Origin of the sequence: Kosakonia sp. MH5, assembly GCF_009935945.1 — a bacterium.
Classification (GTDB): domain Bacteria; phylum Pseudomonadota; class Gammaproteobacteria; order Enterobacterales; family Enterobacteriaceae; genus Kosakonia; species Kosakonia radicincitans.
In genome coordinates this window covers 270032-296707 of record NZ_QODH01000003.1, presented here as the reverse complement: position 1 = coordinate 296707, position 26676 = coordinate 270032, and the positions used below count along the sequence as shown (strand labels likewise).

Below are 26676 nucleotides of genomic sequence, written 5' to 3'. Positions count from 1 at the left end.
GAGGATTTTTTATGAGCAGAACCATTTTTTGTACCTTCCTGCAACGCGAAGCAGAGGGACAAGACTTCCAGCTCTATCCGGGCGATCTGGGTAAACGCATTTATAACGAGATCTCGAAAGAGGCCTGGAAGCAGTGGCAGCAGAAGCAAACCATGCTGATTAACGAGAAAAAGCTCAACATGATGAATACCGAGCACCGCAAACTGCTGGAACAGGAGATGGTGAATTTCCTGTTTGAAGGTAAAGACGTGCATATCGAAGGCTATACGCCGCAAGAGAAAAAATAAGCGGCTAAATACCTGCACGGCTGGCAATGTCGCGAAACAGGGAGATATTGCCAGCGCCCGGGCGTCACAGGCGCGTTTTCCCCAAACACAATTGCATCCGGAATGATGAAAAAATTTTTAGCGCTAGTGATGATCGCGCCGTTACTGATTTCTTGTTCCAGCTCTAACAAATCGGGCGAAGCCTATAACGAAGCCTGGATTAAAGACACTAACGGTTTTGATATTTTGATGGGGCAGTTCGCCCACAACATTGAGAATCTTTGGGGATTTAACGAAGTCCTGATCGCCGGGCCGAAGGACTACGTTAAATACACCGACCAGTACCAGACTCGCAGCCACATCAACTTTGATGCAGGTACCATCACCATCGAAACGATCTCCGGCACCGATCCGGCTGCACATCTGCGCCAGGCGATTATCAAAACCCTGCTGATGGGCGACGATCCCGGATCTATCGACCTCTATTCTGATACCGATGATATCCCGATCTCCAAAGAACCGTTCCTTTACGGCCAGGTGCTGGATAACAACGGTGAAGCGATCCGCTGGGAGTGGCGCGCGGCGCGCTTTGCGGATTACCTGCTGCAAACCCGGCTGAAAAAACGCAGTAACGGCTTACGCGTTATCTATAGTGTGACGATCAATCTGGTGCCGAATCATCTGGACAAACGTGCGCATAAATATATCGGTATGGTACGCCAGGCCTCGCGGAAATATGGCGTCGATGAGTCGCTGATTCTGGCGATTATGCAGACGGAGTCGTCGTTTAACCCGTACGCGGTTAGCCGCTCTGACGCGCAGGGCCTGATGCAGGTGGTACAGCACAGCGCCGGGAAAGATGTCTTCCGCGCCCAGGGCAGATCCGGTACGCCGGATCGCAGCTATCTGTTCGATCCGCAGAGCAATATTGATATCGGCACCGCATATCTGGCGATGCTGAATAATGTTTATCTCTCCGGCATCAGTAACCCGACATCCCGGCGTTATGCAGTGATCACCGCCTATAACGGTGGTGCGGGCAGCGTACTTCGCGTCTTTTCCAGCGATAAGATGCAGGCCGCCAATATCATCAACACCATGACTCCAGGTGATGTTTACCAGACACTGACCACCCGCCATCCGTCGGCGGAATCCCGCCGCTACCTCTATAAAGTCAATTCGGCTCAGAAGACCTGGCGTCGCAACTGATCTTGTGCCTCTTTCGTGCATTTGTGCGAAAGAGGCATAAGGTATTCATCTGCGTGATGCAAACGGTTGCGCTAAAGTGTGATATCCGTCACCATATGTAAATGCAATCAGAGGAAGTTTGCATTTTTATGTCGGGCATAACAAATTCGCCACCCAGGTGATGATAGAATCCTGACACATAACAATATTAATTGTGCCCATTCCAACATCTGTCCGTCTCCTTTGTGAGGAAATTAGCATGAATCTTAAGCTGCAGCTGAAAGTCATTATCTTTCTGCAGTTCTGCCTGTGGGGAAGCTGGCTGACGACGCTTGGCTCGTATATGTTCGTCACGCTGAAATTTGATGGTGCATCCATTGGTGCGGTATATAGTTCGCTGGGCATTGCCTCGCTGCTGATGCCGCCGCTGCTCGGTATCATTGCCGACAAATGGCTGAGCGCGAAATGGGTTTATGCTCTGTGCCACCTGGTCGGTGCGATCACCCTGTTTATTGCCGCAGGTGTTACCACGCCGGGCGCGATGTTTGCCATTATTCTGCTCAACTCGCTGGCCTATATGCCAACGCTGAGCCTGGTAAACACCATCTCTTACTTCCGCCTGAAATCCGCCGGGCACGATATCGTTACCGATTTCCCGCCAATCCGTATCTGGGGCACCATTGGCTTTATCCTGGCGATGTGGGTGGTGAGCTTCTCCGGCTTCGAACTGAGCCATATGCAGCTCTATATCGGTGCTGTGCTGTCGCTGGTGCTGAGCCTGTTCTCCCTGACGTTGCCGCACATGCCGGTTGCGAAAAGCACCGAGAAACAGACCTGGGTGGAAATGCTGGGCCTGAACGCTTTCGCGCTGTTTAAAAACAAGCGCATGGCGATCTTCTTCATCTTCTCGATGATGCTGGGCGCAGAGTTGCAGATCACCAACATGTTCGGCAACACCTTCCTGCACAGCTTCGATGCCAACCCGCTGTTTGCGAATAGCTTCATCGTGACCCATGCGTCAGTGATGATGTCTATTTCGCAGATTTCCGAAACTGTCTTCATCCTCGCGATTCCGTTCTTTATGAGCCGCTACGGCATCAAGAACGTAATGATGATCAGTATCTTCGCCTGGGTTCTGCGTTTTGGTCTGTTCGCCTATGGCGACCCGACACCGTTCGGTACCGTGCTGCTGGTGCTGTCGATGATTGTCTACGGCTGCGCATTCGACTTCTTCAACATCTCCGGTTCGGTGTTCGTTGAGAAAGAGGTAAACCCGGCGATCCGCGCCAGTGCACAGGGTATGCTGCTGATGATGACCAACGGCTTCGGCTGTATCCTCGGCGGTATGGCCAGCGGTAAAGTGGTAGAGATCTACACCACCGCAGGCGTTACCGACTGGAAAACCGTATGGCTGATTTTTGCCGGTTATTCGCTGGTACTGGCTTTTGCCTTCGTGACACTGTTTAAATACAAACATGTGCGCGAACCTGCGGCAGTCGCCCAGAAAGCGTAAGACAAAAAACCCGGCCTGAGCGCCGGGTTTTTTTATGCCTTTTTAATACCTCTCGGCCTGTTCCGGCCGGGTAAATCCACAGACCGGAGAATCCAGCGCCATCCGGCAATGGGGGCAGCCGCTATCTCAATCGACTTATCTGTGCTGGAAAAGCCCGGATGAATAACGCCGCCCGATGCAGCGCTATGGAAGTTGCGCCAACACGTACGCGACCGCCAGCAAATCGGCGCTGCCGCCGGGGCTTAAGCGTCGGGACATCAGCGCCCTGTCCATTTCAGACAACGCATCGTTATCCCAGCCGACCGCCAGTAAAGTCGCCGCATAATCCTGCACATAGCGCAGCCCGGCAATGCCGCCGCGCGACACCAGATTGCTGTCCGGGTTTGCCGCCATCAGACGCAATAACGCATGCTGCAGCCGCCTTTCGCCCTGCTCCTGATGCCAGAACGGCAATACTGCGCGGCGCACGGTGGCAAAACCCTGTTCGGCCTCGCCGCGCGCCCCAGTAAGACCATACTCCAGAAACTGTTTCTCACCTGCCGTCACAGCCTGTGGCCGGGCCGCCAGTTCACGCGCCACCAGCCCGCGACAGATTTCACTGACCTGCCGGCACAACGTTTCTGCCTGCAGCGGCCGGCGTTGTCCCTGCAGTCGTCCGGCGGCAAAACAGAGCAGACCCAGCGAAAAAATCCCGCCTTTGTGGGTATTCACCCCGCCGGTGGCAGCAAACATCGCCTGTTCGCACGCAATGCCCGCCGGGCGCAGCAGGCGCAACTGGACTCCTGCCGCCTTGTGGGCATGTTCACGCCCGGCCTGTTCAAAGACGGAAAACCATGGCGTGATGGCCGCAATGCTGCGTAAAAACAGCGCATGATCCATATCCTGGTGCGAGCCGTTGTTCGCCCGGTCCACCAGCCCCGGTTTCGGCGTGAGATCCAGTTCGAGGCGCAGCGCCCGGGCAGCAAGCTCCGGTACGCTGATAACCACGGATTCAGTCGCGGGCAAACCAGCCATCAATCAGTTTCTCCACGCGGGCAACCACTTCATCCACCGGGTGGCGGCGCGAACGCGCGCAGCCGTGCGCCGGCTCATCGCACACCAGGCAACGGCGGGTAGTCAGATCCAGTGAATGTCGTCCAACCTGTCCCGCCTGCGGGCACAGCACATCAAAGTCCCACAGACGTCCCAGCGGATGCGTCTGTTCCATCTCAACGCACTGCGCCTTGATTTCCACCGCCGGATGCGCAACACACCACAGGGCTTCTGCGCCGGTCGGCAGCCACAGTACCTGCCGGTCCAGCACCTGCCAGCGGTTCTGCCACAGCAGTTGATCGCAGGCCTGTAACGCCACTCCCATAGTATTGCGATAGCGAATACTGTCTTTTACCGCGCCGGGCGTCACCAGCGTCAGTGAAATGACCGGTTGTTGATAGTGAGCGAGCCAGTCAGCCTGACGCGCTGCACGGCTGTCTTTCGCCGCCAGCAGCGCTTCAAGGCTGACGCCCGCCCGGACGGGCGTCAGTGTCGTCATGCATTTTCCTCTTTAACCTGACGGACAACGTCAATGACGGTGCCATCACGGTAGCGGATCACCCCGACAATACGGTCAGTAAAGGCGATCGGTTTAGGTTCACCGGTCAGCGAGATGGCGCGTTGATACAGTGCTTCGATATCAACAATTTTCAGCCCCGCCGCCAGCAGGCGTTCGCGGATTTCCGGACGCGCCGGGTTCACCGCAATCCCGTGGTCCGTCACCAGCACGTCGATGCTTTCCCCTGGCGTCAACAGTGTGGTCACGCGTTTCACTACCGTCGGAATACGGCTGCGCAGTAACGGCGCCACGACAATGGTCAGGTTTGCCGCGGCCGCCACATCACAGTGACCACCGGATGCGCCGCGCATCACACCGTCTGAACCGGTAATCACATTGACGTTAAACTCCGTGTCGATCTCCAGCGCGCTGAGGATCACCACGTCCAGCTGGTCGCAGCTGGCCGCTTTGCCGCCAGGATTGGCATAGACATCAGTCGAGATCTCAACGTGATTCGGATTACGGCGCAGCGATGCCGCCGCTTCGCCGTCAAAACACTGCGTATCCAGCAGTTTGCCGATCAGCCCTTTCTCATGCAGCTCCACCAGTCCGCCAGTGATACCGCCGAGTGCGAAACTGGCCTTCACTCCGTGGCGCTCCATTTTCTCTTCCATAAAGCGGGTCGCCGCCGTCGCCGCGGCTCCGGAGCCGGTCTGCATGGAAAAGCCATCTTTGAAATAGCCGGAGTGCTCGATCACATCCGCCGCATAGCGCGCGATCATCAGTTCTCGCGGGTTGCTGGTGACGCGCGCCGCGCCGACGCTGATTTTTGCCGGATCGCCCACGCTCTCCACCTGCACAATCAGATCCACCTGATCCTGACCGAGGCTGGCGGGCATATTCGGGAACGGCACCAGCGCTTCGGTCAGCAGCACCACTTTACGGGCGAACTTCGCATCCACCATCGCGTAGCCCAGCGAACCGCAGCAGGATTTCCCCTGTGTGCCGTTGGCGTTGCCAAACTCATCGCTGCAGGGTACGCCAAGAAAGGCGACGTCAATCTTCAGTTCGCCATCCTGTAACAGTCTGACGCGCCCGCCATGGGAGTGAATTTGTACCGGTTCCGCCATCAGGCCATGAGAGATGGCATCCGCCAGCTTGCCGCGCATGCCGGAGGTGTAAATGCGGGTAATCACGCCACTCTCAATGTGTTCGATGAGCGCATCGTTGCAGGTCATCAGCGAACTGGAAGCCAGCGTCAGATTTTTAAACCCCAGACGCGCCAGCGTGGCGACAACGTTGTTAATCACCCGGTCGCCTTCGCGAAAGGCGTGGTGGAACGAAATGGTCATCCCGTCTTTCAGGCCGCTGCGGGCGATGGCGTCTTCCAGCGTGGCGCAGAGTTTGCGCGTGTGTTTGCTGTTAACGTCCGCCAGCCACGGCGTGGCGGCATGAGCGCTGTCGAAGGGTTTTAATTCACGCAGATGGGGAAAATTAACGTGAAGAAGCTCTGTCTGATTCATTGTTCTGTCCTTACCGACGCACGCCGGACGCGGCCGCACGTTCCAGCACCATCTGCGCGTGATTAATAATCGGGGCGTCGATCATTTTGCCGTTCAGCGAGACGACGCCAAGCCCGTTGCGTTCACCCTCTTCCGCCGCTTCAATAACCCGCTGCGCGTGGTCCACTTCCTGCTGCGTTGGCGCATAGGCGTTATGCAACAGATCGATTTGCCGCGGGTTTATCAGCGACTTGCCGTTGAAGCCCATTTTGCGGATCAACTCGACTTCGCGAAGGAATCCGGCTTCGTCGTTAACGTCTGACCACACCACATCGAAAGCATCGATACCGGCAGCGCGCGCGGCATGCAGCACGGCGCAGCGGGCATAAAACAGCTCGGTGCCGTCGCCGCGTTCAGTCTGCATATCCATCACATAGTCGAAAGCGGCCAGCGCAATACCGATCAGGCGCTGAGAGCTGCGGGCAATCGCCACGGCATTAATAACGCCGATCGCAGATTCGATGGCCGCCATCACGCGGGTCGATCCCACTTCACGTCCGCAGGCCAGCTCGATACGTTCGAGGTGGCGCTCCAGTTCGTAGATATCTTCCGGGGTATCCGTTTTCGGTAAGCGCACCACATCCACACCGGCACGCACGACCGCTTCCAGATCCGGCAGGCCAAACGGCGTGTTCAGCGGGTTGATACGCACCACGGTTTCGATATCCTGGTACATCGGGTGTTGCAGGGCATGAAACACCAGCAGGCGCGCGGTGTCTTTTTCACGCAGGGCGACGGCGTCTTCCAGATCGAACATGATCGAATCCGGACGATAGATAAACGCGGTGGAGAGCATGGCGGCGTTAGCGCCCGGCAGAAACAGCATGCTACGACGGAGTTTTTTCACAGCAGTTTCCCCCAGTCGATCCCGGTTCCTTCCGATGCGCGCAGTACCGCACTCTGTAAGCGTGCGCGGATAACGCAGTCCAGCGCGCCTTTATCTTCAATGATGATCAAGCCCTGGTGAACCGCCATTGCCCGCAGCGTGTCGTTCACCACCTTGCGGATCTGATCGCCAAACTGCTTGATAACCTCGCTGTGAACAACGACTTCCAGCTCGCCTTCGGCGGGGGCTATTTTCACCATCAGGTCGCTGGACTCCATGGTTCCGGCCAGCGCCTCCCTCACAATTTTCATATTTTGATTCCTGATTTTTAAACGGCTTCCGCGCTGTAGTGGGATTCGAGATGCGCGAAAGTGGTATCCGGTACAATTTCCCGAATACGGGAAAACTGGTGTGTTTGCAGTAAACGGCGCACTTCAGACGCGGAGATGGCATTACCGGTCGCTTTAATGCGCGGGATCTCCACCACCTCCACCGCCCCGGCCAGCAGCTGATGCATGGTCTGGTTGTACTGGCGGGTGATGTCGCAAAAAGGTTCGCTGCCGATAAAGCGGTGAGTGATGCCCAGCGCCGGCGCGATGTGGTTACGGAAAATCAACAGGTCTATTTCGCTCCACGCCTGCTGCACTTTGCCGGACTCTTTCAGGAAATAAGCCGGGAAAGTGGCGCGGGAAATAATGTACTGGGAGCCTTCGTGAACGATGACGTTCGGCAGATGCGCCACGCCCGCTTTCACCATCTTCAGCCGCGCGGCAAAGGGGAAGAACGAGGCGTCTTCGCGTACCACGAACAGGTGCAGCCAGTCGCAGGCCTGTGCGGCCTGCTCCACCAGGTGGCGGTGCCCCAGCGTAAAGGGATTGGCATTCATCACAATCGCGCCGGTGCGTTTGCCCGGCATGCGATCGACCTGCAACGTGCGGCAGTAACGCTGAATCCCCGACGGGGTATTCTCCATCAGCACCGCGTTGTTGCCGCTTTGCGCCACCGGCCAGAAGCCGCTGTGGCGAAAACGTTCCAGGTTGCAGGGGCGCGTGCAGAGGAACAGATGAAAATGTCCCCGCGCCAGCGCCAGATGGGATACCTCCGCCAGCAGGTGCGCACTGAGATTCTCGCCGCGTAGCTGTTCATCCACTGCAACACACTTGATGACGTTGGCGGCCAGGCCCGCACAACCCACCAGCCGGTTTCCCGACCAGGCTTCAACGAAGGTGGTGATGTCACTGTCCATGCCTAATCCGCTGTCTGCGAGCAACGTGCGGACTGAGGCCAGCCGTTGAGTATTGCCGTTGACTTCCGCCACGCGGAAGTCGATGGAGGGTCGTGCCTGCATGGTGTTGCCTTCGTCCTTAGTGTGCCGCCGTCAGCGAATGGGCTGGCGCTGGCGCATCAATAATCACATTACTGAGGTGACCGATATTCTCGATCTCCACTTCGATGCGATCGCCCGCTTTCATAAACAGCGGCGGGTTGCGTTTTTTGCCGACGCCACCCGGCGAGCCGGTGATGATGACATCGCCCGGCGTCAGGCTGGTGAAGGTACTGATGTACTCGATAAGCTCGGCAACCTTATGGATCATGCTGGCGGTGTTATCGTCCTGCACCATGCGGCCATTCAGCCAGGTACGGATCGCTAACTGATGCGGATCAGGGATCTCATCCGCCGTCGTCATCCACGGGCCAAACGCGCCGGTCTGCCGCCAGTTTTTCCCGGCGGTAAACCAGGTGTGCTGCCAGTCGCGCGCCGAACCATCCATGTAGCAGCTGTAACCGGCAACGTGGCTTAACGCCGCCTCACGGGAGATATCCTCCCCACCTTTGCCGATGATCACGGCCAGCTCGCCTTCGTAGTCGAATTCACTGGAGTGGCGCGGCTTCAGTACCGGCGCGTTATGGCCGGTTTGCGAATCCGCAAAGCGAACAAACAGCGTCGGCGCCGGGTTGTGCTGATCAAACTCTTTGCGCTTTTCGGCGTAGTTCATGCCAACGCAGAGAATTTTGGCCGGGTTATCGATGACCGGCAGAAATTGCAGGTCGTCGAAGCGGATATCCGGCGTTTCACCGTTCAGTTGTTGCGCTTCATTCAGCGCGTTGGCAGCGAGCAGTGATTTCAAATCACCGTAACGGTCGCCCAGACGCTGCCCCAGATTGATCACGCCATCAGCCTTGACGATGCCGTAACTCCGGACCCCCTGATGGACAAAGCTTGCGAGTTTCATATCAGTTCCTGTAACACTTGAATCAAACGAGGAAATTGCCGAGCACCAACAGCGATACCGAGACGTTGATCGCGCCGCCGATACGGGTAGCGATCTGCGCGAACGGCATCAGGCTCATGCGGTTACCCGCCGTCAGGATGGCAACATCCCCTGTACCGCCCTGGCCGCTCTGGCAGCAGGAAACGATGGCCACATCAATCGGATGCATGCCGATCTTTTTGCCCACGAAAAAGCCGGTGGCAACCAGTGCGGAAACGGTACTCACGATCACCAGCAGGTTGTCGATGGTGAACGCGTGAACCAGCTCTTCCCATGGCGTGATAGCTACACCGACGGCGAAGAGGATGGGATAGGTAACGGAGGTCTGGAAGAATTTGTATACCACCTGAGAGCCTTCCAGCAGACGCGGAGAAACACCGTGCGCCAGCTTGATCAGAACGGCAACAAACAACATACCGACCGGCGCAGGCAGGCCAATCAACTTGTGGCCGAGCATGCCGATCATGTACAGCAGCACAGCCAGCAGCGCGCCAGCCGCGATAGTGGTGACATCGGTTTTACCAGAGAAAGCCGGTGCAGCCGGAGCCTGTTCATCACCGTTGCTGCGATTCGGCATTAACTGCCCTTCGCCGGTCAGGTGCGGGAAGCGTTTCCCCAATTGATTCAGACAGCCAGAGATGATGATGGCAGTCAGGCCGCCGAGCATAACCATCGGCAATACGCGACCGAGCGCAACGCCCTGATCCATATGCAGCAGCGTCGCGTAACCGATGGAGAGCGGGATCGCCCCTTCACCGACACCACCCGCCATAATCGGCAGAATGATAAAGAAGAAGATCTGGAACGGCTCCATACCGAGCGCCAGGCCCACACCCATCCCCACCAGCATGCCGACGATTTCGCCGCACAGCATCGGGAAGAAAATACGCAGAAAGCCCTGGATCAACGTGGTGCGGTTCATGCTCATGATGCTGCCGACAATGATGCAGCAGATATAGAGATAAAGAATGTTGGTGGATTTGTAGAACTTGGTGGTGGATTCCACGACCACATCCGGCAGCAAGCCGTAGTAAACCATCGCCGACGGAATAAAGGTTGCGCAAATGGCCGCCGCGCCCAGTTTGCCGACGATCGGCAGACGTTTGCCGAACTCACCGCAGGCAAAACCGAAGAATGCCAGCGTGGCCACCATCACCACGATATCGCTCGGTAACTTACCGCCCAGGCAGTCGACGGCAATTAATGCTCCGGCTAACAGGAATAATGGCAGCGGAATAATCCCAATTTTCCAGGTATCCATAATGTGCCACCATTTCTCTTTCAGTGGTTTCTTTTGAATCTCAAGCGATTCAGAGGTAACAGAGAATGAATCGTCAGTTGTGCTCATAATTAAGCCCCTTGGTTATTTTGTGCGTACAGAGTAAAGGGCTAAAAACGCACTTTATGTGAGGGAATGCATAATAAAATCGTTGTTTTAATGGCACCTATGGTTTTTATGGTTTCTTTTATTTTGTGTGATTCATCGCTTATTTATTGCTGTGGTTTTTATGGTTTTTTTATATAGAAATACAACTTAATAACATTTCCAAAAAAGAATATTTAACAGGCCGTTTTTAAGCACCAGACCACGCTGTGCAAGGGATCACAAGTTTCCAGTAAACTCCGCACGCATGTTAGAAAAGATGCTACATTGGCGCATTGTTGGCTGCCGTGCGTGATGTCATGAAAGTCTCTTTCCAAATCAAACTTTTTATTTCACTGGTGCTTTTCTTCTCCGGCCTCTTCGTTTTATTAGGCGTTTATTATTACAAGGATGTTGGTCGCCAGCTATACCAGGAGATGAGCGCAAGAGCCAAAATACAGGCGGAAGAAATAGCGATCATTCCGAATTTACGCCGGTCGGTTGCTGATAAAGATATTCGAGCCATCGCGCAATTTATGCATAAAGTAGTAGCGCACAGCGATGCAAGCTTTATTGTTATCGGCGATGACAAAGGGCTGCATCTATTTCACTCAGTGCATTCTGATGTCGTCGGAAAAACGTTGATTGGCGGTGACAATGCCGAGGTACTACAGGGAAAAAGTACAACGACCATTCGCAAAGGAGGGCTGGGGATTTCACTACGCAGCAAAGCGCCAATATTTGATGATACCGGGCATGTGGTGGGGATTGTTTCCGTCGGCTACCTGACCAGCTATCTCGACACGATCACTCTGGGTAAAGTGATCAACATTTTTATCGCCGCAGTGCTGTTACTGGTCGCACTGTTTGTTTTTTCCTGGTTTTTTACCCGCAGTATCAAAAAGCAGATCTTCTCACTGGAGCCGCGCGAAATTGGCCTGCTGGTGCGCCAGCAGAAAGCGATGATGGAGTCGATCTACGAAGGGGTAATCGCCATTGATAGCGAACTGCGTATTGAGGTGATTAACCAGGCGGCGCGTAAACTGTTGGGTTTAAGCCAGCCGACGCGCGCGCTACGCGGACAAACCATCGCCGAAGTCATTGCACCAGTGCCCTTTTTCGCCCGCGAGGTGATGCTGGAGAATGACACGCACGATGAGATTTGCAGGTTCAACCAGCTGACGGTCATTGCCAGCCGGGTGCGCATTATGCTGGAGAATAAGTTACAGGGCTGGGTGATCACCTTCCGCGACCGCAATGAGATCGACAGCCTCAGCGCGCAACTAAGCCAGGTAAAACGCTATGTCGATAACCTGCGCATTATGCGCCATGAGCAACTCAATCGCATGGCCACGCTGTCGGGGTTGCTGCACATGGAGCGTTACGACGACGCCATTCGCTATATTCAGGCGCAGTCAGAGCATGCGCAGGAACTGCTGGACTTTATCTCATCGCACTTTAGTTCGCCGACATTGTGCGGCCTGTTGTTGGGTAAAGCGGCACGCGCCCGCGAAAAAGGTGTCGAACTGGCGTTTGATCCGTCGTGCCGGATGGATCGCCCCTGCCGCACGCTGGGCGAGGCAGAGCTGATTTCGATCATTGGCAATCTGCTGGATAACGCCATTGAAGCGACACAGCGCGCAGAGTTGCCGCACGAGCCGGTCGAGGTGCTGATCCTGCAGCATGAACACGAGTTGATTATTGAGGTGGCGGATCGCGGCGTGGGGATCGCGCCAGAAATCCGCGAGCACATTTTTGAGCGCGGGATAACCACCAAACGCCGTGGCGATCATGGTATCGGGCTGTACCTGATCGCCAACTATGTCGCGCATGTCGGCGGGTCGATTGAGGTCTCGGCCAACGAACCGCGCGGTACCATTTTCTCTTTGTTTATTCCTGAAACGGGCAACGTACTGCGTCCCGTACCGACCCTGGAAGATCAGAATTATGCAACATGAACTGATAGACGTGCTGATAGTGGAAGATGAACACGCCCTTGCGCAGCTTCATGCGGAGCTTATCGGCAAACATCCGCGCTTGCGGCTGGTGGGAATCGCCTCGTCGCTGGCAGAAGCAAAAGTCATGCTGGACAGCATGCAACCGCAGCTGGTTCTGCTGGATAACTATCTGCCGGATGGCAAAGGCATTACGCTGATTAGCGATACGCAAATTATCCGCGCCAACTGCTCAGTGATTTTTATTACCGCCGCCAGCGACATGGATACCTGTAGCCAGGCGATCCGCAATGGCGCGTTCGACTATATCCTCAAACCGGTGTCGTGGAAGCGGTTGAGCCAGTCGCTGGAGCGCTTTGTACAGTTTGCCGACCAGCAACGGGTGTGGAAAATCGTCGATCAGCAAAACGTCGATTCACTCTATCAATTGCAGGCCAAAAACTACCGCCAGGACAATGGCAGTAAGGGCATTGAGGAGAACACGCTGGCGCTGGTACAAAAGCTGTTTGCCGACGATGCCGAACGCTGTTTTTCCGTTGATGAGGTGGTCAGTGAGACAGGATTAAGTAAAACCACTACCCGTCGCTACCTCGAACACTGCGTGGAGGCTGGTTTTCTGGTGGTCGAGATGCAGTACGGAAAAATCGGCCACCCGCGCCGTATGTATCGCCGGGTGGCCGCGTAATGCTGTCCCTTATCGGACAAAGGAGCGAGGTTACTTCAGCACATAGCCGTACAGGCGTTTGATCCCGTCGGCATCGGTTTCGGAATAGACGCCCTGCAACTCCGGAGAAAAGCCCGGTAGCAGATTGACGCCTTCTTCCAGCGCTAGGAAGTAGCGCTGGACGGCCCCGCCCCACACTTCACCCGGCACCACGCACAGCACGCCCGGCGGGTAAGGCAGCGCGCCTTCAGCGGCGATGCGCCCTTCTGCCTCACTGATACGCACCAGTTCAACGTTACCGCGAATAAACTCGCTGTTGGCGTCCTGAGGATTCATCACCACCGCTGGCAGGCTCTCTTTGCGGAACATCGCTTTTTGCAGATCCTTCACATCAAAGCTGACATACAGATCGTGCATCTCCTGGCACAGCTCACGCAGGGTGTAATCGCGGTAGCGCACCGGGTATTTGTTAAATATAGTCGGCAACACATCGGCGAGCGGCGTGTCATCCTCAATATGCTGTTCAAACTGACCGAGCATCGCCACCAACTGCGCCATCTTCTCTGCGCTCTCGGCTGGCGTCAGCAGGAACAGGATCGAGTTGAGATCGCACTTCTCCGGTACAATGCCGTTCTCGCGCAGGAAGTGCGCCAGAATGGTCGCCGGGATCCCAAAATCGGCGTATTCCCCGGTTTCCGCATCGATACCGGGCGTGGTCAGCAGCAGCTTGCAGGGATCGACAAAGTACTGTTCGCGCGCATAGCCCTCAAAGCCGTGCCATTTGTCACCCGGCTCAAAGCTGAAGAAGCGGCGTTCGCGGGCAATCACCTCGGTGGGATGATCCTGCCACGGGCGGCCAGCGATCTCTGGCGGCACGAAAGGTTTGATCATTTTGCAGTTGGCAATGATCGCCTTGCGCGCTTCGATCCCCAGCGCCACACACTCGGCCCACAGGCGGCGCCCGCTCTCGCCCTGATGGATTTTGGCGTTCACATCCAGCGCGGCGAACAGCGGATAGAACGGGCTGGTCGAGGCATGCAACATAAAGGCGTTATTCAGCCGCTTATGCGGGCAGAATCGCGCCTGACCGCGCAGATGGTTATCCTTCTTGTGGATCTGCGAGGTTTGCGAGAAACCGGCCTGCTGTTTGTGCACCGACTGAGTGACAAAAATACCCGGATCGTTTTCGTTCAGATCCAGCAGCAGCGGCGAGCAGTCCGCCATCATCGGGATAAACTGCTCGTAACCAACCCACGCCGAGTCAAACAGAATGTAATCACACAGGCTGCCAATCTTGTCGATCACCTGACGGGCGTTGTAGATAGTGCCATCGTAAGTCCCAAGCTGGATCACTGCCAGGCGAAACGGGCGTGGATGATCAGCCTTATGCGGTGCGACATCGCGGATCAGATCGCGCAGGTATTTCTCATCGAAACAGTGCTCGTCGATGCCGCCGATAAAACCAAACGGGTTACGTGCCGCTTCCAGGTAAACCGGCGTTGCTCCGGCCTGGATCAGCGCGCCGTGGTGATTGGATTTATGGTTATTGCGATCGAACAGCACCAGATCGCCGCGAGTCAGCAGCGCGTTGGTCACCACCTTATTAGCGGCGGATGTACCGTTGAGGACGAAATAGGTTTTGTCAGCGTTAAACACTTTCGCCGCGAATTTCTGCGCATGCTTCGCCGATCCTTCATGGATCAACAGATCGCCCAGTTTGACGTCGGCGTTACACATGTCGGCGCGAAAGACGTTCTCGCCGAAGAATTCATAGAACTGGCGTCCTGCCGGATGCTTTTTGAAAAATTCACCGTGCTGATGACCCGGACAGGCAAAGGTGCTGTTGTCCATCTCGACATACTGGCGCAGCGTATCGAAAAACGGCGGCAGTAAATTGTCTTCATAATCGACGGCGGCTGCTTCCAGCTCCAGCCACTCCTGATCTTTACCAGAGATAACCGCCGTAATGCCTTCCGGCATATCGACCGGCTCACCGGAGAACAAGAATACCGGCACGTTAAAGCCTGTCCGTTTGAGCAGCGCCAGAATGCCGCTACGACTCTCCGCAACTGTTATGACGACTGCCGCCACATCCGTAAAGTCGGTACTCTCCAGCGTCACCACTTCTCGGTGGGTGGAAAGCAGGGATACCAGCTCGCAGCTGACGGCAATTTTCATCGATTTCATAAGCACGAATACCCGTTTCAGGGGAGTAAAAGACCCCGGACGAAGCTGCAGCTTCGCCCAACGAACGTGTCTGACTGGAACCAGCTCCAACCGCCAGACATCAGTAAAAGCAGAACGTCTCTGATCTTACTGTTGTCCTACAGTGAGCGTGCGTTACCCTCACCGCATGGTGAGTGAAGTAGGCGATAAAATGAGACGGGCGCCCGTTTGCGCAGGCGCGCAATCTCTCTGGCTAACGGCTGAATGGTGCGTCATCAGGCGGCCCCGTTGAGGTAGAAGAAAATTCGCGCAATCATGGCACCTTTCCCCCACTGGCGCAACCAACGCAGCCTCAACCGCGCATAAAAATGCTATTCTGCGCGGCATATTATTCAGTTATATGAAACACAGGAGTGATGGCGTGTTAACAGGTCCTTTTATCAATGCCGCCGCCGTATTGATCGGTGGAACAATTGGCGCCTTGCTCAGCCACCGGCTGCCGGAGCGGGTGCGTAATTCAATGCCGTCGATTTTTGGACTCGCCTCGTTAGGTATCGGCATCCTGCTGGTCATCAAGTGCGTGAACCTGCCGGTGATGGTGCTGGCGACGCTGGTGGGTACGCTTATTGGCGAGCTTTGCTACGTGGAACGCGGGATCAGCGGCGGTGTCAACGCGCTGCGCAATCTGGTGCAAAAACGCAAAGACGGTGAAGCCAACAGCGCGCATGAATCTTTTATTCAGAGCCTGGTGGCGATCATCATTCTGTTCTGCGCCAGCGGCACCGGGATTTTTGGCGCCATGCGTGAAGGGATGACCGGCGATCCGAGCATTTTGATCGCCAAAGCGTTTCTCGACTTCTTTACGGCGGTGATCTTCGCCACTTCACTGGGTTTTGCCGTCGCGGTGATTTCCGTGCCGATGCTGATTATTCAACTGACGCTCGCCACCTGCGCAACGCTGATCCTGCCGCTGACCACACCTGCGATGATGGGCGATTTCACCGCCGTGGGCGGTGTTTTACTGCTGGCGACCGGGTTACGTATTTGCGGCATCAAGATGTTTGCGGTGGCGAATATGCTGCCTGCGCTGGTGATTGCGATGCCCGTATCCGCGCTGTGGACGGCATTTTTTGCCTGAGTTAGCGTGTAGTATCAACAAAGTGGTGATAGATTGTGCAGTCCGCTACGAATTAAAGAAATTTCGTTGACGGAGCGTGGGGAATCAGGTTTAATGCGCCCCGTTGCCCGGATAGCTCAGTCGGTAGAGCAGGGGATTGAAAATCCCCGTGTCCTTGGTTCGATTCCGAGTCCGGGCACCACTATTTAAAGAACCCAGCCTATGGCTGGGTTTTTGCTTTTCTGCTTCCGGACTCTCCATCGAACTCCGTTCGATTATTCGCCGCAAGCGGCTCACCCCTTCGGGGCCAGCGCGACAAGCGCGCTGTTCAACGCCTGACGGCGTTAGTCCGGGTCCGGGCACCACTTCTTCAAAGAACCCGCTCAAAAGGCGGTTTTTGCTTTTCTGGCTACGGTCAGACTGCTTATGGCGTCAGGGGCTGATTATGTGGATTTGCCTCAACTTTACCGGCAGAAAACGCCTCAAGTGAGAAATTAATAAAGGCGCGAATCTTGGGTGTCATTCTTTTATCCCTGAGATATAACAGCCATACCTGTCTTTCTCTTATATGCCATTCCTGAAACAGGCGTACCAGTCTCCCTGAAATCATGTCCTCCGACAGAAGTATTTCTGGCTGCATAACAATCCCAAGACCTGACCGGGCCGCTACCCTCAGCGCCTGTCCATTGTTAATCGTCAGTTTACTGTGTACCGGGATTTCAATTTTTTCCTCACCTCTGCTCAGCCTCCATGGCGAACGGGACGACGTCGAGAGAGAAAGCAACTGATGCTCGAAAAGCTCAGAAGGATGTGCCGGTGTGCCATATGCTTGCAGATATTCCGGTGATGCACAGACTGCCATCCGGTATGGCATCAATGGTCTGCCAATCATACTGCTGTCATTCAGCTCCCCAATTCTGAAAGCAATGTCGATCCCTTCATCAACCAAATCGATAACCCGATCGGTCAGAGTAATGTCAATCTCAACATCCGGTGCCATTTTCCTGTAACGCTGCAGCGCGGGTATGAGACATTCGGTACCAAAAGATATGGGAGCGGTTAGCCTCAGTTTCCCGCCAAAGGAGTGCTGCAATCCTTCAGCCTGCGTTTCGGAGGCCACCACCCTTTCCAGAATGTCATGGCACTGCTCCAGATAACTGAGGCCAAAATCGGTCAGCTTTTGCTTCCGCGTTGTCCGGTTCAGCAATCGCATTCCCAGCCGATCCTCCAGTGCCGCTATATATTGACCCACCATCGCCGGGGTAATGAGCAGCTTTCTTGAGGCAGCACTCATCGATCCGGATCTGGCCACTTCAGCAAAAACCGTCATCGCCCGGAAAAGATCCATTCGATACCTTTACTTTAAAGTCATTAAATTTATAGGCCAATTATCCTTAAAAAACTATTTTATTACTATCCCGGTTGAACTTAATGACACCCGGAGAATTTATGAACAGATTGCGTTTCGTGGACAAAACCGTTGTGGTTACCGGTGCCGGTAGTGGGATGGGACGGACAGCAGCAATAAGGCTGGCATCAGAAGGCGCAAAGGTTATGCTCCTTGGCCGGCAGGCAGGGATGCTCGAAGAAGTACGTGATGAAATAAAACGAGCAGATGGCCTTTCTTATGTTTTCCCCTGTGATATCAGAAGCCAAAGCCAGGTGGAAAAGACCTTTACCGCTGTTGCTTCTGTTTGCGGGCAAGTTGATGCCCTGTTTGCGAATGCAGGGTATCTCGGGGCTTTTAAACCGCTGGCTGAAGCAGATATCGCGGACTTCAGTGAGCCACTGGAAACCAATCTCAATGGAACATTTCTGACGATCCGCCACTGTCTGCCCCTGATAAAGAAAGGCGCAATTCTGATCAATGCTTCCTGGACCACCGGAAGTGTGATGCCCGGCGCCGGGATTTATGCAGCAACGAAAGCAGCATTGCTTGCAATAATGCGTACACTGGCCGTGGAATGTGGCCCCCGAGGTATAAGAGTCAATGCTGTCAGCCCCGGAGTTATTCTCACCCCGATGGCAGCATCAGCACTACCCGAAGAAACGGTTAACGCGCTGGCTTCACGTTCATTATTACAACGCAATGGTGCTCCTGAAGACATCTCAGGAACAGTGGCATGGTTACTTTCTGATGATGCCAGTTATGTTACAGGGCAGGAAATTATGGTGGATGGCGGTTTCACTATCGGTGGAATGAGGTAACCACTTTTCGTTCAGGACCATGTGATGAAAATCATTTTTATGACATGGTCGCTGGCAATCACTGTGATTTCTCCTGACCTTCATCGGCTTCCAGCCCGTCATCTACTACAGCCGCTCATTCTCTGTCAGGGAAATATCCTGCACCATCCGAATCAGGTGATTCTGGCATTCCGGATACTGTACTTCAGATGACGTTTTCGGAAGGTAAACGAGTATTTTGCGCAGGCCATGTGGTGCGGGCATTGCTCAAAAAATCATAGATGCAGAAACCATGCCCCCGATGGTACCAGCGCCAGGATTTGCTTTCTGCTGCCTGGCCTGCAGCTATGGCACTGTGCTCAGGTATACCAACTTTTTATTTCGTCGCGCCAAACCACATATCCCGGTTACCGTTAAGTTTTTTGCCACACGACGGTAATTCTCCTACGGCACGGGTGATGACAAACAACCCATGCCGGAACAGATAACCGAGAAACGGGAAAGTTATGAGGGAGTCTAAGCCACAGTTAATCTGCCGCTGGAACGGCTGGTCGTATCATGATTGACACGAAAAGTGGATATCGCCTCCGCCAGCGCGCTGGCTTGCAGCTCCAGTGAATTGGCTGCGGCAGCGGCTTGTTCAACCAGCGAGGCGTTCTGCTGAGTGACACCATCCATCTGCGAAACGGCAAGATTAACCTGATCTATCCCGGAGGCTTGTTCGCGCGAAGCGTGGGATATTTCCGCAACGGTATCAGTAACATGTTTAACAGATGTCACAATTTCGAGCATGGCAGCCCCTGCCCGCCCGACTTGCTCAGTTCCCGCATTCACCCTGTCCGTTGAGTTTTGGATCAAATCTTTGATCTCTTTAGCGGCTGAAGCGGAACGCTGAGCCAGCGTACGCACTTCACTGGCGACGACCGCGAAACCTTTCCCTTGCTCTCCGGCCCTGGCTGCTTCAACGGCGGCATTGAGCGCCAGAATATTCGTCTGGAAAGAGATGCTGTCAATCATGGAGACAATGTCAGCGATTTTGCTGGAGCTTGTAGCAATTTCGTCCATGGTCTGAACCACTTCCGATACCGCTTTTCCGCCCGATTCGGCAATTTCTGACGCCTTAAGGGCCAGCAAATTCGCCTGGTACGCGTTGTCAGCATTCTGCTTCACGATGGAGGCAAGCTGTTCCATTGATGCCGCCGTTTCTTCAAGCGAGGATGCCTGTTCTTCCGTGCGGGATGAAAGATCTAAATTCCCTGCAGCAATCTCCCGGGAACCCACATGTATTTCATCCACCCCGTTTCGAACCTGCGCCACTAAATTACGCAGACTCTCCTGCATACCGCGAATAGCGTTGAGAAGTTTGCCGATTTCATTATTACCGGCCATCTGAATATTTGTTGTTAAATCGCCTTTGGCGACAGTATCAAGATGTTCAATAGCATAATTTAGAGGCCGTAATATTACATTACGAAGAACATACAAAACAGCAACACTAATTAAAAGAGCGAGCAACAATCCCACAAACATAACCCATAATAACTGACGGTATTGTTTTTGTTGCTCATCTACCAAATTATTAACAATTTCATTGGTGCTTTTTTGATATTTTTCCAGTGCGGCTGAGAAACGCCCGCCAGCTTTATCAATTTGCTGCACGTTAACATCGTAGTAACCTTGTACGTCCCCAGCCTTAAGTAATTGCTCAGCCTTATCAAGGAGTGTATTCAGCGCGCCAGCCGAGGTAACCAACTCGGTTTTTATCTCTTCATCCCGGCTATCCATCACCGGCAGAGTTTCAAATCTTCGCAGGTTGACCAGCATCCTTTCGTGGGTGGTCTGAATATTTTTAAATACCCATGCCTCGGTTTTTCCCTCTTTTAACAAGCTTGCATAGACCAGCGCAAAACCAGCACGCGTACGGGCTGAGTCTTTGTAGATATCATTAATCAGGATCACCCGACTGTCAGAATTGTGAATAAATTCAGTCGTGTTTGTTGAACGGGTAAATGCGAAAAAACCCACGGATGAGATAGCCACAATAATCAATACAAATATCGATATTGCGCCTGACAGCGCCACCCTGACAGAAATGTTTTTCATTAATACATCCTTACCTGCGTGTTCCGTAAACCCTCGTGTTATCGGTAACACCATCATCGGCAAGGCCGCTGAATTGTTTAACCTCTTTCTGTAAATTTTGCGAGTCTGCCATTACGCTCCTCTTATTGACTATTACCCCCTGAGCCGCGGCATGAAAAAGCTTAAAAATTAATACTGGCTGCAATTGAACTTGTGGTATGTCGGAATAACAAGTTTACTTCCGCAGTGTTTACAAACGCGATGGCTTTCGACCATTAGCAACATTAATCAATCAGGAGGAAAAATGCATACGTTAGGAATGATTACCGGTGCAGCAATTGTGTTCATTATTTATTTTTTGGTTAAAAAAAGACGCCATTCAGCTACAGGCAACAAAACGCAGAAAAAACAGAATTAAACTTTTCACCGGGGTCACTTCCTGGCCCCATAGTACGCCGCTACTTTTCATGCCGTGCCGCGAACCGGTCTTTCCCACGACAGACAGACAATCGTTAAGCTCGTTACCTGACTACAAAAGAATAGTTCCCTGTCGATAATTATATTTCTTATCACTCTGAAGAAATTACTGATATTCATAGCGCCTTCCACTCATACTTTCTCGTTTTCCTTGCCAGTAAACTCCCATCATTATTTAACGCAAGGAAAGGGTTATTCATGAAAATTAAAATTATCGCACTGGCCGTGGCGCTATTCAGTGCCAATAATGCATTGGCTACCGAAAATATCTCTCTTGATATGTATCGCCAGTTATTACCCAAAGATTCCTCTGGCCAGATTGATTATGATCTACATCTGGCAGATAAATTATCACTGCCGTATCACTGCAATATTAAGCAAGACAGTGAAGGCCGTTATGAAATTGATCTGGATAACTGCGAACATCATGATCTTAACTGGAAAAAAGATCGTTCCGGCGTGGTGAAACTGGATCTGCTGGGTGATAGCTCCGGTGCCACCATGGTTGAACACAAACTGTGGGCAATGGCCTTCGCGCAGGCCTATGTCAGCACCATGATCCAGATGCAGTTCGGGCTGGACAAAGAGAACGGTACCTTTGATTTGCAGCGTCCTTTCGGCGTGGGCGAGAGCTTTGGTAACTATTTCGCGCGTAATATGGGACCGAACTACTTTGTCTCTAAAGGGCTTCAGGAAAGTTCATTAGGCCGCGATCTTCCTGCTCCATCGGAAGAAGGAGATGACGGCGTCCTACAAATTGAATATCCGGGCAGCGCCTGGAGTGAATTACAGGGAACTGGCGGCGGCGGTTTCCCGCGTATTTTTGGTATGATGCAACCGAAAAAAATCCTCGACTCCTTCTCCGGCCCGGCACGCAATATTATTGGTTCAGCCGTAACCAGCGGCTTTTATAACGGTTCGGTGATTGGGATTAACACCGGTTCTCTGCCGTGGGATAAAAATAAGACCGATACGACAGTGCGTATTCAGGACTTTATTCAGGACAGTAAGGATAAAGATACATTAGCGATGGTAATGAGCTACATGTACAACCGTGGCCCCTATTCCGTTAAAGAATTGCTGCTGAAAAGCGAGCAAAGTTTCCAGCATTGTATGGCTCTGACAGACCATCTGGAGAGCGATCCGGCCTGTTTCGTTCAGTTGAATGATTTCGGGACTCGCTATATTCGCCAGATCCCATATGTCACTCAAATGCTTAACGAAGCAAGCCTGAAAGAAGAAACCCGCTATGAAACGCAACTGACGCGCCTTGATGTCAGCAACTACTTTGACCTGCTGGCCCGCTATGGTTTCTACAGCAATGCGGAGATGGCGAAAGCCAAGCCTGCCGCGATGGCCCGCTTCGATGAACTGGCGAAAAACGGCGAGATTTCCTGGTCTCACGATTTTGCCAAAGTTCTGGAAGCGCTGATGGTGGAACTGCCGGTCACCCAGTTCGCCGAGAAGAGCCCTATTGACGAGTCGCTGGTTTCTACGCTGACTAACAGTGACGACCAACGTCTGTTCCTCTCCGTGGCGGATAATGTGGGTACGATCGTCTCGCACGACTGGCTGGAGCCGAACGCTAAAATCGCGCTGATGCCGGGTAGCCAGGTGCAGCAGGCCGCATTTGAAAATGGCGCAGGTATGGATTGTGCAACGCTGATCCAGGATCAGCTCAGCAGCCTGGACGGCACGGCACCGGTGCATCTTTTCATTCAGCAGGAGAATGGCCAGTGCTCGATCAGCCAGGAAGGGGATGAAACCCCGTCCGAAAAACCGGGCATTCCGCAGAACGTTCAGGCCAGCAATATCACCACCACCACTGTGACCTTAAGCTGGAAAAAAGTGGCCGGTGATGTCGCTCGCTATCAGGTATACCGTAATGGCGAGCTGCTCGAAAGCCCGCAGTCAGAGTCGTTTACCGACAGCAATCTGAAGCCAGGCACTGCATACGTTTACCAGGTCGCAGCAGAGTTCAGCAACGGTTTAGTGTCCGACCTCAGCGCTTCGCTGAATGTGAAAACGCTAGCGGATGATGCGGAAGAAACGCCAGCGCCGGGTGATGTTACGCCATGGGCAGAGGGTGCCGTATATAAAGTCGGCGATCGCGTGTCGTTCAACGGCAAAACCTATTCCTGCCTGCAAGCGCATAGCGCTATTGTCGGCTGGGATCCGGTCAGCGTTCCGGCACTCTGGAAGCTTGAAAGCGCTCGTTAATAGCGAGCATTGACAATAAAAAAGCCCGGTACGCAAGTATCGGGCTTTTTCCGTGGTGATAAAAAATTAGAACAGCGCTTTACCCGAAGCGTCTTTGACATTCGCTTTCCAGGCGGCACGAACCTGGCTGGTTACAGACTCCGGCAGCGGCGCATAATCGAGGCTGCTCGCAATCGCGTTACCGTTTTTGTAAGACCAGTCGAAGAATTTCAGCACTTCTGCGCCTTTCGCTGCGTCATCCTGTTTTTTGTAGACCATGATAAAGGTCGTGGAGGAGATCGGCCACGCGTCTTTGCCTTTCTGGAAGGTCAGATCCTGGGCGAAAGATTTGCTCCAGTCAGCCCCTTTGGCGCTGTTACTGAAGCTCTGCTGCGACGGTTCAACCACTTTCCCGTCGGCATCAAACAGTTTGGTCCAGGTCAGGTTGTTCTGTTTGGCATAGGCGTATTCCACGTAACCAATGGAACCAGGCAGACGCTGTACGAAAGCGGCTACGCCATCGTTGCCTTTACCACCGAGACCGACTGGCCAGTTAACGGTTGAACCTTTACCAATTTTGCTTGCCCAGTCTGCGTTCACTTTAGACAGGTAGCTGGTGAAGACGAATGACGTGCCGGAGCCATCTGCACGACGCACAACGTTGATATTGGTGTCCGGCAGTTTTACTTTTGGGTTCAGCTTAGTGATTTCCGGATCGTTCCATTTTTTGATGGTGCCCAGGTAGATATCACCCAGCGTTTTACCATCCAGAGTCAGCTCGCCGGATTTTACGCCCGGGATGTTCACTGCCAGCACAACACCGCCAATCACAGTCGGAAACTGGAACAGGCCATTTTTTGCCAAATCTTCATCGCTCATCGGGGCGTCGGATGCGCCAAAATCAACGGTTTTTGCAATGATCTGTTTGATACCACCAGACGAACCAATTCCCTGGTAGTTGACCTGAGAACCCACTTGTTTCTGATATTCAGCGGCCCACTTTGCGTATACCGGAGCCGGGAAGGTGCCGCCTGCGCCAGTGACATTGGTTGCTGCGAAAACGGTAGTCGTAGAAAGCGCAAGTGCTGCGGCCATCAGGCGAACAGATGCATTAAACGTTGCCATAATCCCTCCAAAAACGAAAAAGTTGATAGATTTTTGAATAATTTTGCGAACGGAGGGAAGGATAGAGCGCTTATATGACAATTTTGTGTCATGACAAAAAATAGAGCGGTATCAATCAGCAGAAAAAAACCTCCGGGCAATTACCCGGAGGAGTGAATGAAAAGCAAAATAAAAATGAAATTAACCTAAGGGTTAAAATGTGCAACCCGGCAATCACAGATTGGGCGAAGTTGCAGTAGCCGGGGATTATTAGATAGTGAAAAAATCGCAGCTATATGACAAAAGCCCCAAAAGAGTGTAAGCGTATTTTTCTACACATGACCGTATTGTTACAATTCTCGACTGACGGCGCTGACGATATTTATCGCCGCCCGGAAGACTTTCCATCCTGTTATTTTCCGGGCGGGTCTTTACTTACACTTGTTATTTCCGCAGTGCTATCGCGTTATTTAGCGTGACCGGTTCAGACTGGCCCGCAGAATCTTTACACCACAGTTTTTCATAGGTATAACCGGTCAAATCTTCCACCACCGCCCGCGCTTGCGGCGCAACATTCTGTTTCAGACCGTTCGCCTTCAGACGATCGAGTTCATCAACGAAAATCTTGTGCGTGCGCTTGTTCAAATGGAATGTCAGCGCCTGCCACAATGCCACCAGCAATAACCCAACGGTGCCGACAAACAGCAGCAGCACAATGGTGGTCACCGCTTCCTGCGGCTGTACCTGGCTGCCTTTAACGAAACCACCGCTTTGCAGTAACAGACCGACAATAAAGGTGGCAATCGCGACGGTGGTTTTGCGTGAGAAGGTCATTACGGCGGCAAACAGCCCTTCCCGGCGCTGGCCGGAAATCATTTCGTCAATATCCGGAATGAACGGGAAAACGTTCCACGGCGTGAACTCCAGCACACAGCGGCCAACCTGATACACCCCGGCAAGAATCACCAGCAATAGCACCTTGTTCTCCGTCGGGAACTGGTACACCAGGAAGAAACCGCCCAGACACAGGATCATTACGCTGTAGGCGAAAACATAAAGCCGCGATGGGCCATATTTAATCATCGCCACACCCGCCGCCAGCGTTACCGGCAGCCCGACGATACTCATCGACAACAGGGTTCCCGCCAGTGAAGAGGAGACGTGCAGGCAGTAGACACAGAAGAAAACAAACACTGTGTTATAGACATCTTTTGCCGTGAATGAGAACAGATAGATAGCCAGATGTTTACGAAAAGCCCGCACTTTAAGCGTTGAAGCGTAATCTTTAAACAGGGTGAAAACCGCCTGCAATTTCTGGCTCGCGCTGGTCGGCTGGTAGCCTTTTTCCATCTCCGTCAGCATTTCCGGCGTTAATTCACGTTCCCAGGTGACTCGCCAGGAAATAAACACACAGAGCATAAACAGCACGGCAAAAACGATACCGTTAATCAGATAGGCATCGGCATTTTTCTCCCCCAGCCAGCCAATCAACACGCCAGGAATAAACGTGGCGAGGAATGTACCAGCAGCGGAAAGAAACATACGACAGGTGGAAAGTTTAGTGCGTTCATTAAAATCTTTGGTCATTTCCGAGGGCAGCGTTTCCCAGGGAATAAGCACCATTGCCGCGATCACTTCAAATGCCAGGTACACGGCGAGATAAAAGAGAAAATTCATCCCGTCGAGCCATAACAAAATATAAACCAGCATTAATGGTGCGCCGATTAGCAAGAAAAACCGGCGGCGGCCAAATTTCTTGCCGAAATAGTTTTTGTAAAAGTGGTCGGTGAAGCGCCCCATAAATAAGCTGACGATAGCATCAACAATACGGGCAATCGCCACAATCGAAGCCGCTTCAATCGGTGACAGGCCAACAAAGGTGGTATAGAAAAAGAGTAACCATGCACCAATAACGGTAAATGCGCCGCCGCCCATAATATCCGTCATGCCGTAGCCGATACTGACGGGAATAGTGACTTTCCGGTTTTTGCGGATCATAGCGTCTCTCCGCGTTTATGCAGCTTACCCGCCAGCGGGAAACCGTTAACCCAATGAGTTTGTTGTTTATTTTTCATGGACATCAAAACTCCATAAGCAAATCTTCATTCAACCATGTCCAGCGTAAAGCCGGGAGCGTTAAGGCAAATACATCACGGCTTTCACGGTATCTCCCTTACGGTTTTTGTGTCTACTACCATACAAG

Annotated in this window: 21 protein-coding genes and 1 tRNA gene; 9 read left to right on the top strand and 13 right to left on the bottom strand. The window is 53.3% G+C overall.

What is annotated here, in order from left to right:
• Positions 1-11 precede the first annotated feature (11 nt).
• The 3 genes from DK872_RS11215 to DK872_RS11205 all read left to right on the top strand — a co-directional run bounded on the left by DK872_RS11215 (position 12) and on the right by DK872_RS11205 (position 2967).
• On the top strand, positions 12-287 hold the full coding sequence (locus tag DK872_RS11215) for an oxidative damage protection protein (RefSeq protein WP_007370193.1): 276 nt from the start codon (positions 12-14) through the stop codon (positions 285-287).
• A gap of 105 nt (positions 288-392) precedes the next feature.
• Complete coding sequence (gene mltC / locus DK872_RS11210) at positions 393-1475, top strand: membrane-bound lytic murein transglycosylase MltC (protein ID WP_161518404.1); 1083 nt, start codon at positions 393-395, stop codon at positions 1473-1475.
• 238 nt (positions 1476-1713) lie between these two features.
• Positions 1714-2967, top strand: coding sequence for a nucleoside permease (locus DK872_RS11205; protein WP_007370191.1), 1254 nt, complete (start codon positions 1714-1716; stop codon positions 2965-2967).
• 183 nt (positions 2968-3150) lie between these two features.
• Here DK872_RS11205 and citG read toward each other — a convergent pair whose 3' ends face one another.
• The 8 genes from citG to DK872_RS11165 are packed head-to-tail and all read right to left on the bottom strand — an operon-like array spanning position 3151 to position 10507.
• Positions 3151-3981 carry a triphosphoribosyl-dephospho-CoA synthase CitG gene (gene citG / locus DK872_RS11200; protein ID WP_064563742.1) on the bottom strand — a complete coding sequence of 277 codons (831 nt, stop codon included), beginning with the start codon at positions 3979-3981 and terminating at the stop codon, positions 3151-3153.
• Positions 3959-4498 carry a citrate lyase holo-[acyl-carrier protein] synthase gene (gene citX, locus DK872_RS11195; protein WP_007370189.1) on the bottom strand — a complete coding sequence of 180 codons (540 nt, stop codon included), beginning with the start codon at positions 4496-4498 and terminating at the stop codon, positions 3959-3961. The genes citG and citX overlap by 23 nt, the downstream gene beginning before the upstream one ends.
• Positions 4495-6021 (bottom strand): citrate lyase subunit alpha, encoded by a 1527-nt coding sequence (citF, locus tag DK872_RS11190; protein ID WP_071921399.1) that lies wholly within the window; start codon positions 6019-6021, stop codon positions 4495-4497. The genes citX and citF overlap by 4 nt, the downstream gene beginning before the upstream one ends.
• Positions 6022-6031: 10 nt before the next feature.
• The gene (gene citE / locus DK872_RS11185) at positions 6032-6907 is read right to left on the bottom strand and encodes a citrate (pro-3S)-lyase subunit beta (protein ID WP_007370187.1); all 876 of its coding nucleotides are present in this window, start codon (positions 6905-6907) and stop codon (positions 6032-6034) included.
• Positions 6904-7197, bottom strand: a complete 294-nt coding sequence (gene citD / locus DK872_RS11180; protein WP_007370186.1) for a citrate lyase acyl carrier protein — start codon at positions 7195-7197, stop codon at positions 6904-6906. Before citD ends, citE begins: the two co-directional genes overlap by 4 nt.
• 17 nt (positions 7198-7214) lie before the next feature.
• The gene (citC, locus tag DK872_RS11175; protein WP_007370185.1) at positions 7215-8234 is read right to left on the bottom strand and encodes a [citrate (pro-3S)-lyase] ligase; all 1020 of its coding nucleotides are present in this window, start codon (positions 8232-8234) and stop codon (positions 7215-7217) included.
• A 16-nt stretch (positions 8235-8250) separates the two neighbouring features.
• Complete coding sequence (locus tag DK872_RS11170; RefSeq protein ID WP_007370184.1) at positions 8251-9120, bottom strand: fumarylacetoacetate hydrolase family protein; 870 nt, start codon at positions 9118-9120, stop codon at positions 8251-8253.
• Positions 9121-9142: 22 nt separating this feature from the next.
• Positions 9143-10507 (bottom strand): 2-hydroxycarboxylate transporter family protein, encoded by a 1365-nt coding sequence (locus DK872_RS11165; protein WP_035889290.1) that lies wholly within the window; start codon positions 10505-10507, stop codon positions 9143-9145.
• A gap of 335 nt (positions 10508-10842) precedes the next feature.
• Between DK872_RS11165 and DK872_RS11160 the strand changes: the two genes are divergently transcribed.
• Together DK872_RS11160 and DK872_RS11155 are read left to right on the top strand one after the other, a co-directional pair.
• A complete protein-coding gene (locus DK872_RS11160; protein WP_007370182.1) occupies positions 10843-12480 on the top strand; it encodes a sensor histidine kinase in 1638 nt (545 codons plus the stop codon).
• Complete coding sequence (locus tag DK872_RS11155) at positions 12470-13162, top strand: response regulator (protein ID WP_007370181.1); 693 nt, start codon at positions 12470-12472, stop codon at positions 13160-13162. Before DK872_RS11160 ends, DK872_RS11155 begins: the two co-directional genes overlap by 11 nt.
• Positions 13163-13192: 30 nt before the next feature.
• Here DK872_RS11155 and DK872_RS11150 read toward each other — a convergent pair whose 3' ends face one another.
• Positions 13193-15328, bottom strand: a complete 2136-nt coding sequence (locus DK872_RS11150; RefSeq protein ID WP_144134032.1) for an ornithine decarboxylase — start codon at positions 15326-15328, stop codon at positions 13193-13195.
• 400 nt (positions 15329-15728) lie between these two features.
• Here DK872_RS11150 and DK872_RS11145 point away from each other — a divergent pair, with 400 nt between their 5' ends.
• Both DK872_RS11145 and DK872_RS11140 read left to right on the top strand, forming a co-directional pair.
• Positions 15729-16445, top strand: a complete 717-nt coding sequence (locus tag DK872_RS11145; RefSeq protein WP_007370179.1) for a DUF554 domain-containing protein — start codon at positions 15729-15731, stop codon at positions 16443-16445.
• A 105-nt stretch (positions 16446-16550) separates the two neighbouring features.
• Positions 16551-16626, top strand: a tRNA-Phe gene (locus DK872_RS11140).
• 222 nt (positions 16627-16848) lie between these two features.
• Here the strand turns inward: DK872_RS11140 and DK872_RS11135 are convergent.
• The gene (locus DK872_RS11135) at positions 16849-17772 is read right to left on the bottom strand and encodes a LysR family transcriptional regulator (RefSeq protein ID WP_144135342.1); all 924 of its coding nucleotides are present in this window, start codon (positions 17770-17772) and stop codon (positions 16849-16851) included.
• A gap of 101 nt (positions 17773-17873) precedes the next feature.
• Here DK872_RS11135 and DK872_RS11130 point away from each other — a divergent pair, with 101 nt between their 5' ends.
• Complete coding sequence (locus DK872_RS11130) at positions 17874-18632, top strand: SDR family NAD(P)-dependent oxidoreductase (RefSeq protein WP_161518361.1); 759 nt, start codon at positions 17874-17876, stop codon at positions 18630-18632.
• Positions 18633-19127: 495 nt separating this feature from the next.
• On the opposite strand, the gene DK872_RS27915 is transcribed toward DK872_RS11130, so the two are convergent.
• Complete coding sequence (locus tag DK872_RS27915) at positions 19128-20714, bottom strand: methyl-accepting chemotaxis protein (RefSeq protein WP_007370175.1); 1587 nt, start codon at positions 20712-20714, stop codon at positions 19128-19130.
• A gap of 654 nt (positions 20715-21368) precedes the next feature.
• Here DK872_RS27915 and DK872_RS11120 point away from each other — a divergent pair.
• Positions 21369-23390: a carbohydrate-binding protein gene (locus tag DK872_RS11120; protein WP_161518360.1), complete on the top strand. Its 2022-nt coding sequence runs from the start codon at positions 21369-21371 to the stop codon at positions 23388-23390.
• A gap of 66 nt (positions 23391-23456) precedes the next feature.
• Here DK872_RS11120 and pstS read toward each other — a convergent pair whose 3' ends face one another.
• Positions 23457-24494 carry a phosphate ABC transporter substrate-binding protein PstS gene (pstS, locus tag DK872_RS11115; RefSeq protein ID WP_161518359.1) on the bottom strand — a complete coding sequence of 346 codons (1038 nt, stop codon included), beginning with the start codon at positions 24492-24494 and terminating at the stop codon, positions 23457-23459.
• A 423-nt stretch (positions 24495-24917) separates the two neighbouring features.
• Entirely contained in the window at positions 24918-26471 is a 1554-nt protein-coding gene (locus DK872_RS11110) for an MFS transporter (RefSeq protein ID WP_007370171.1), read from the bottom strand.
• Positions 26472-26676 lie beyond the last annotated feature (205 nt).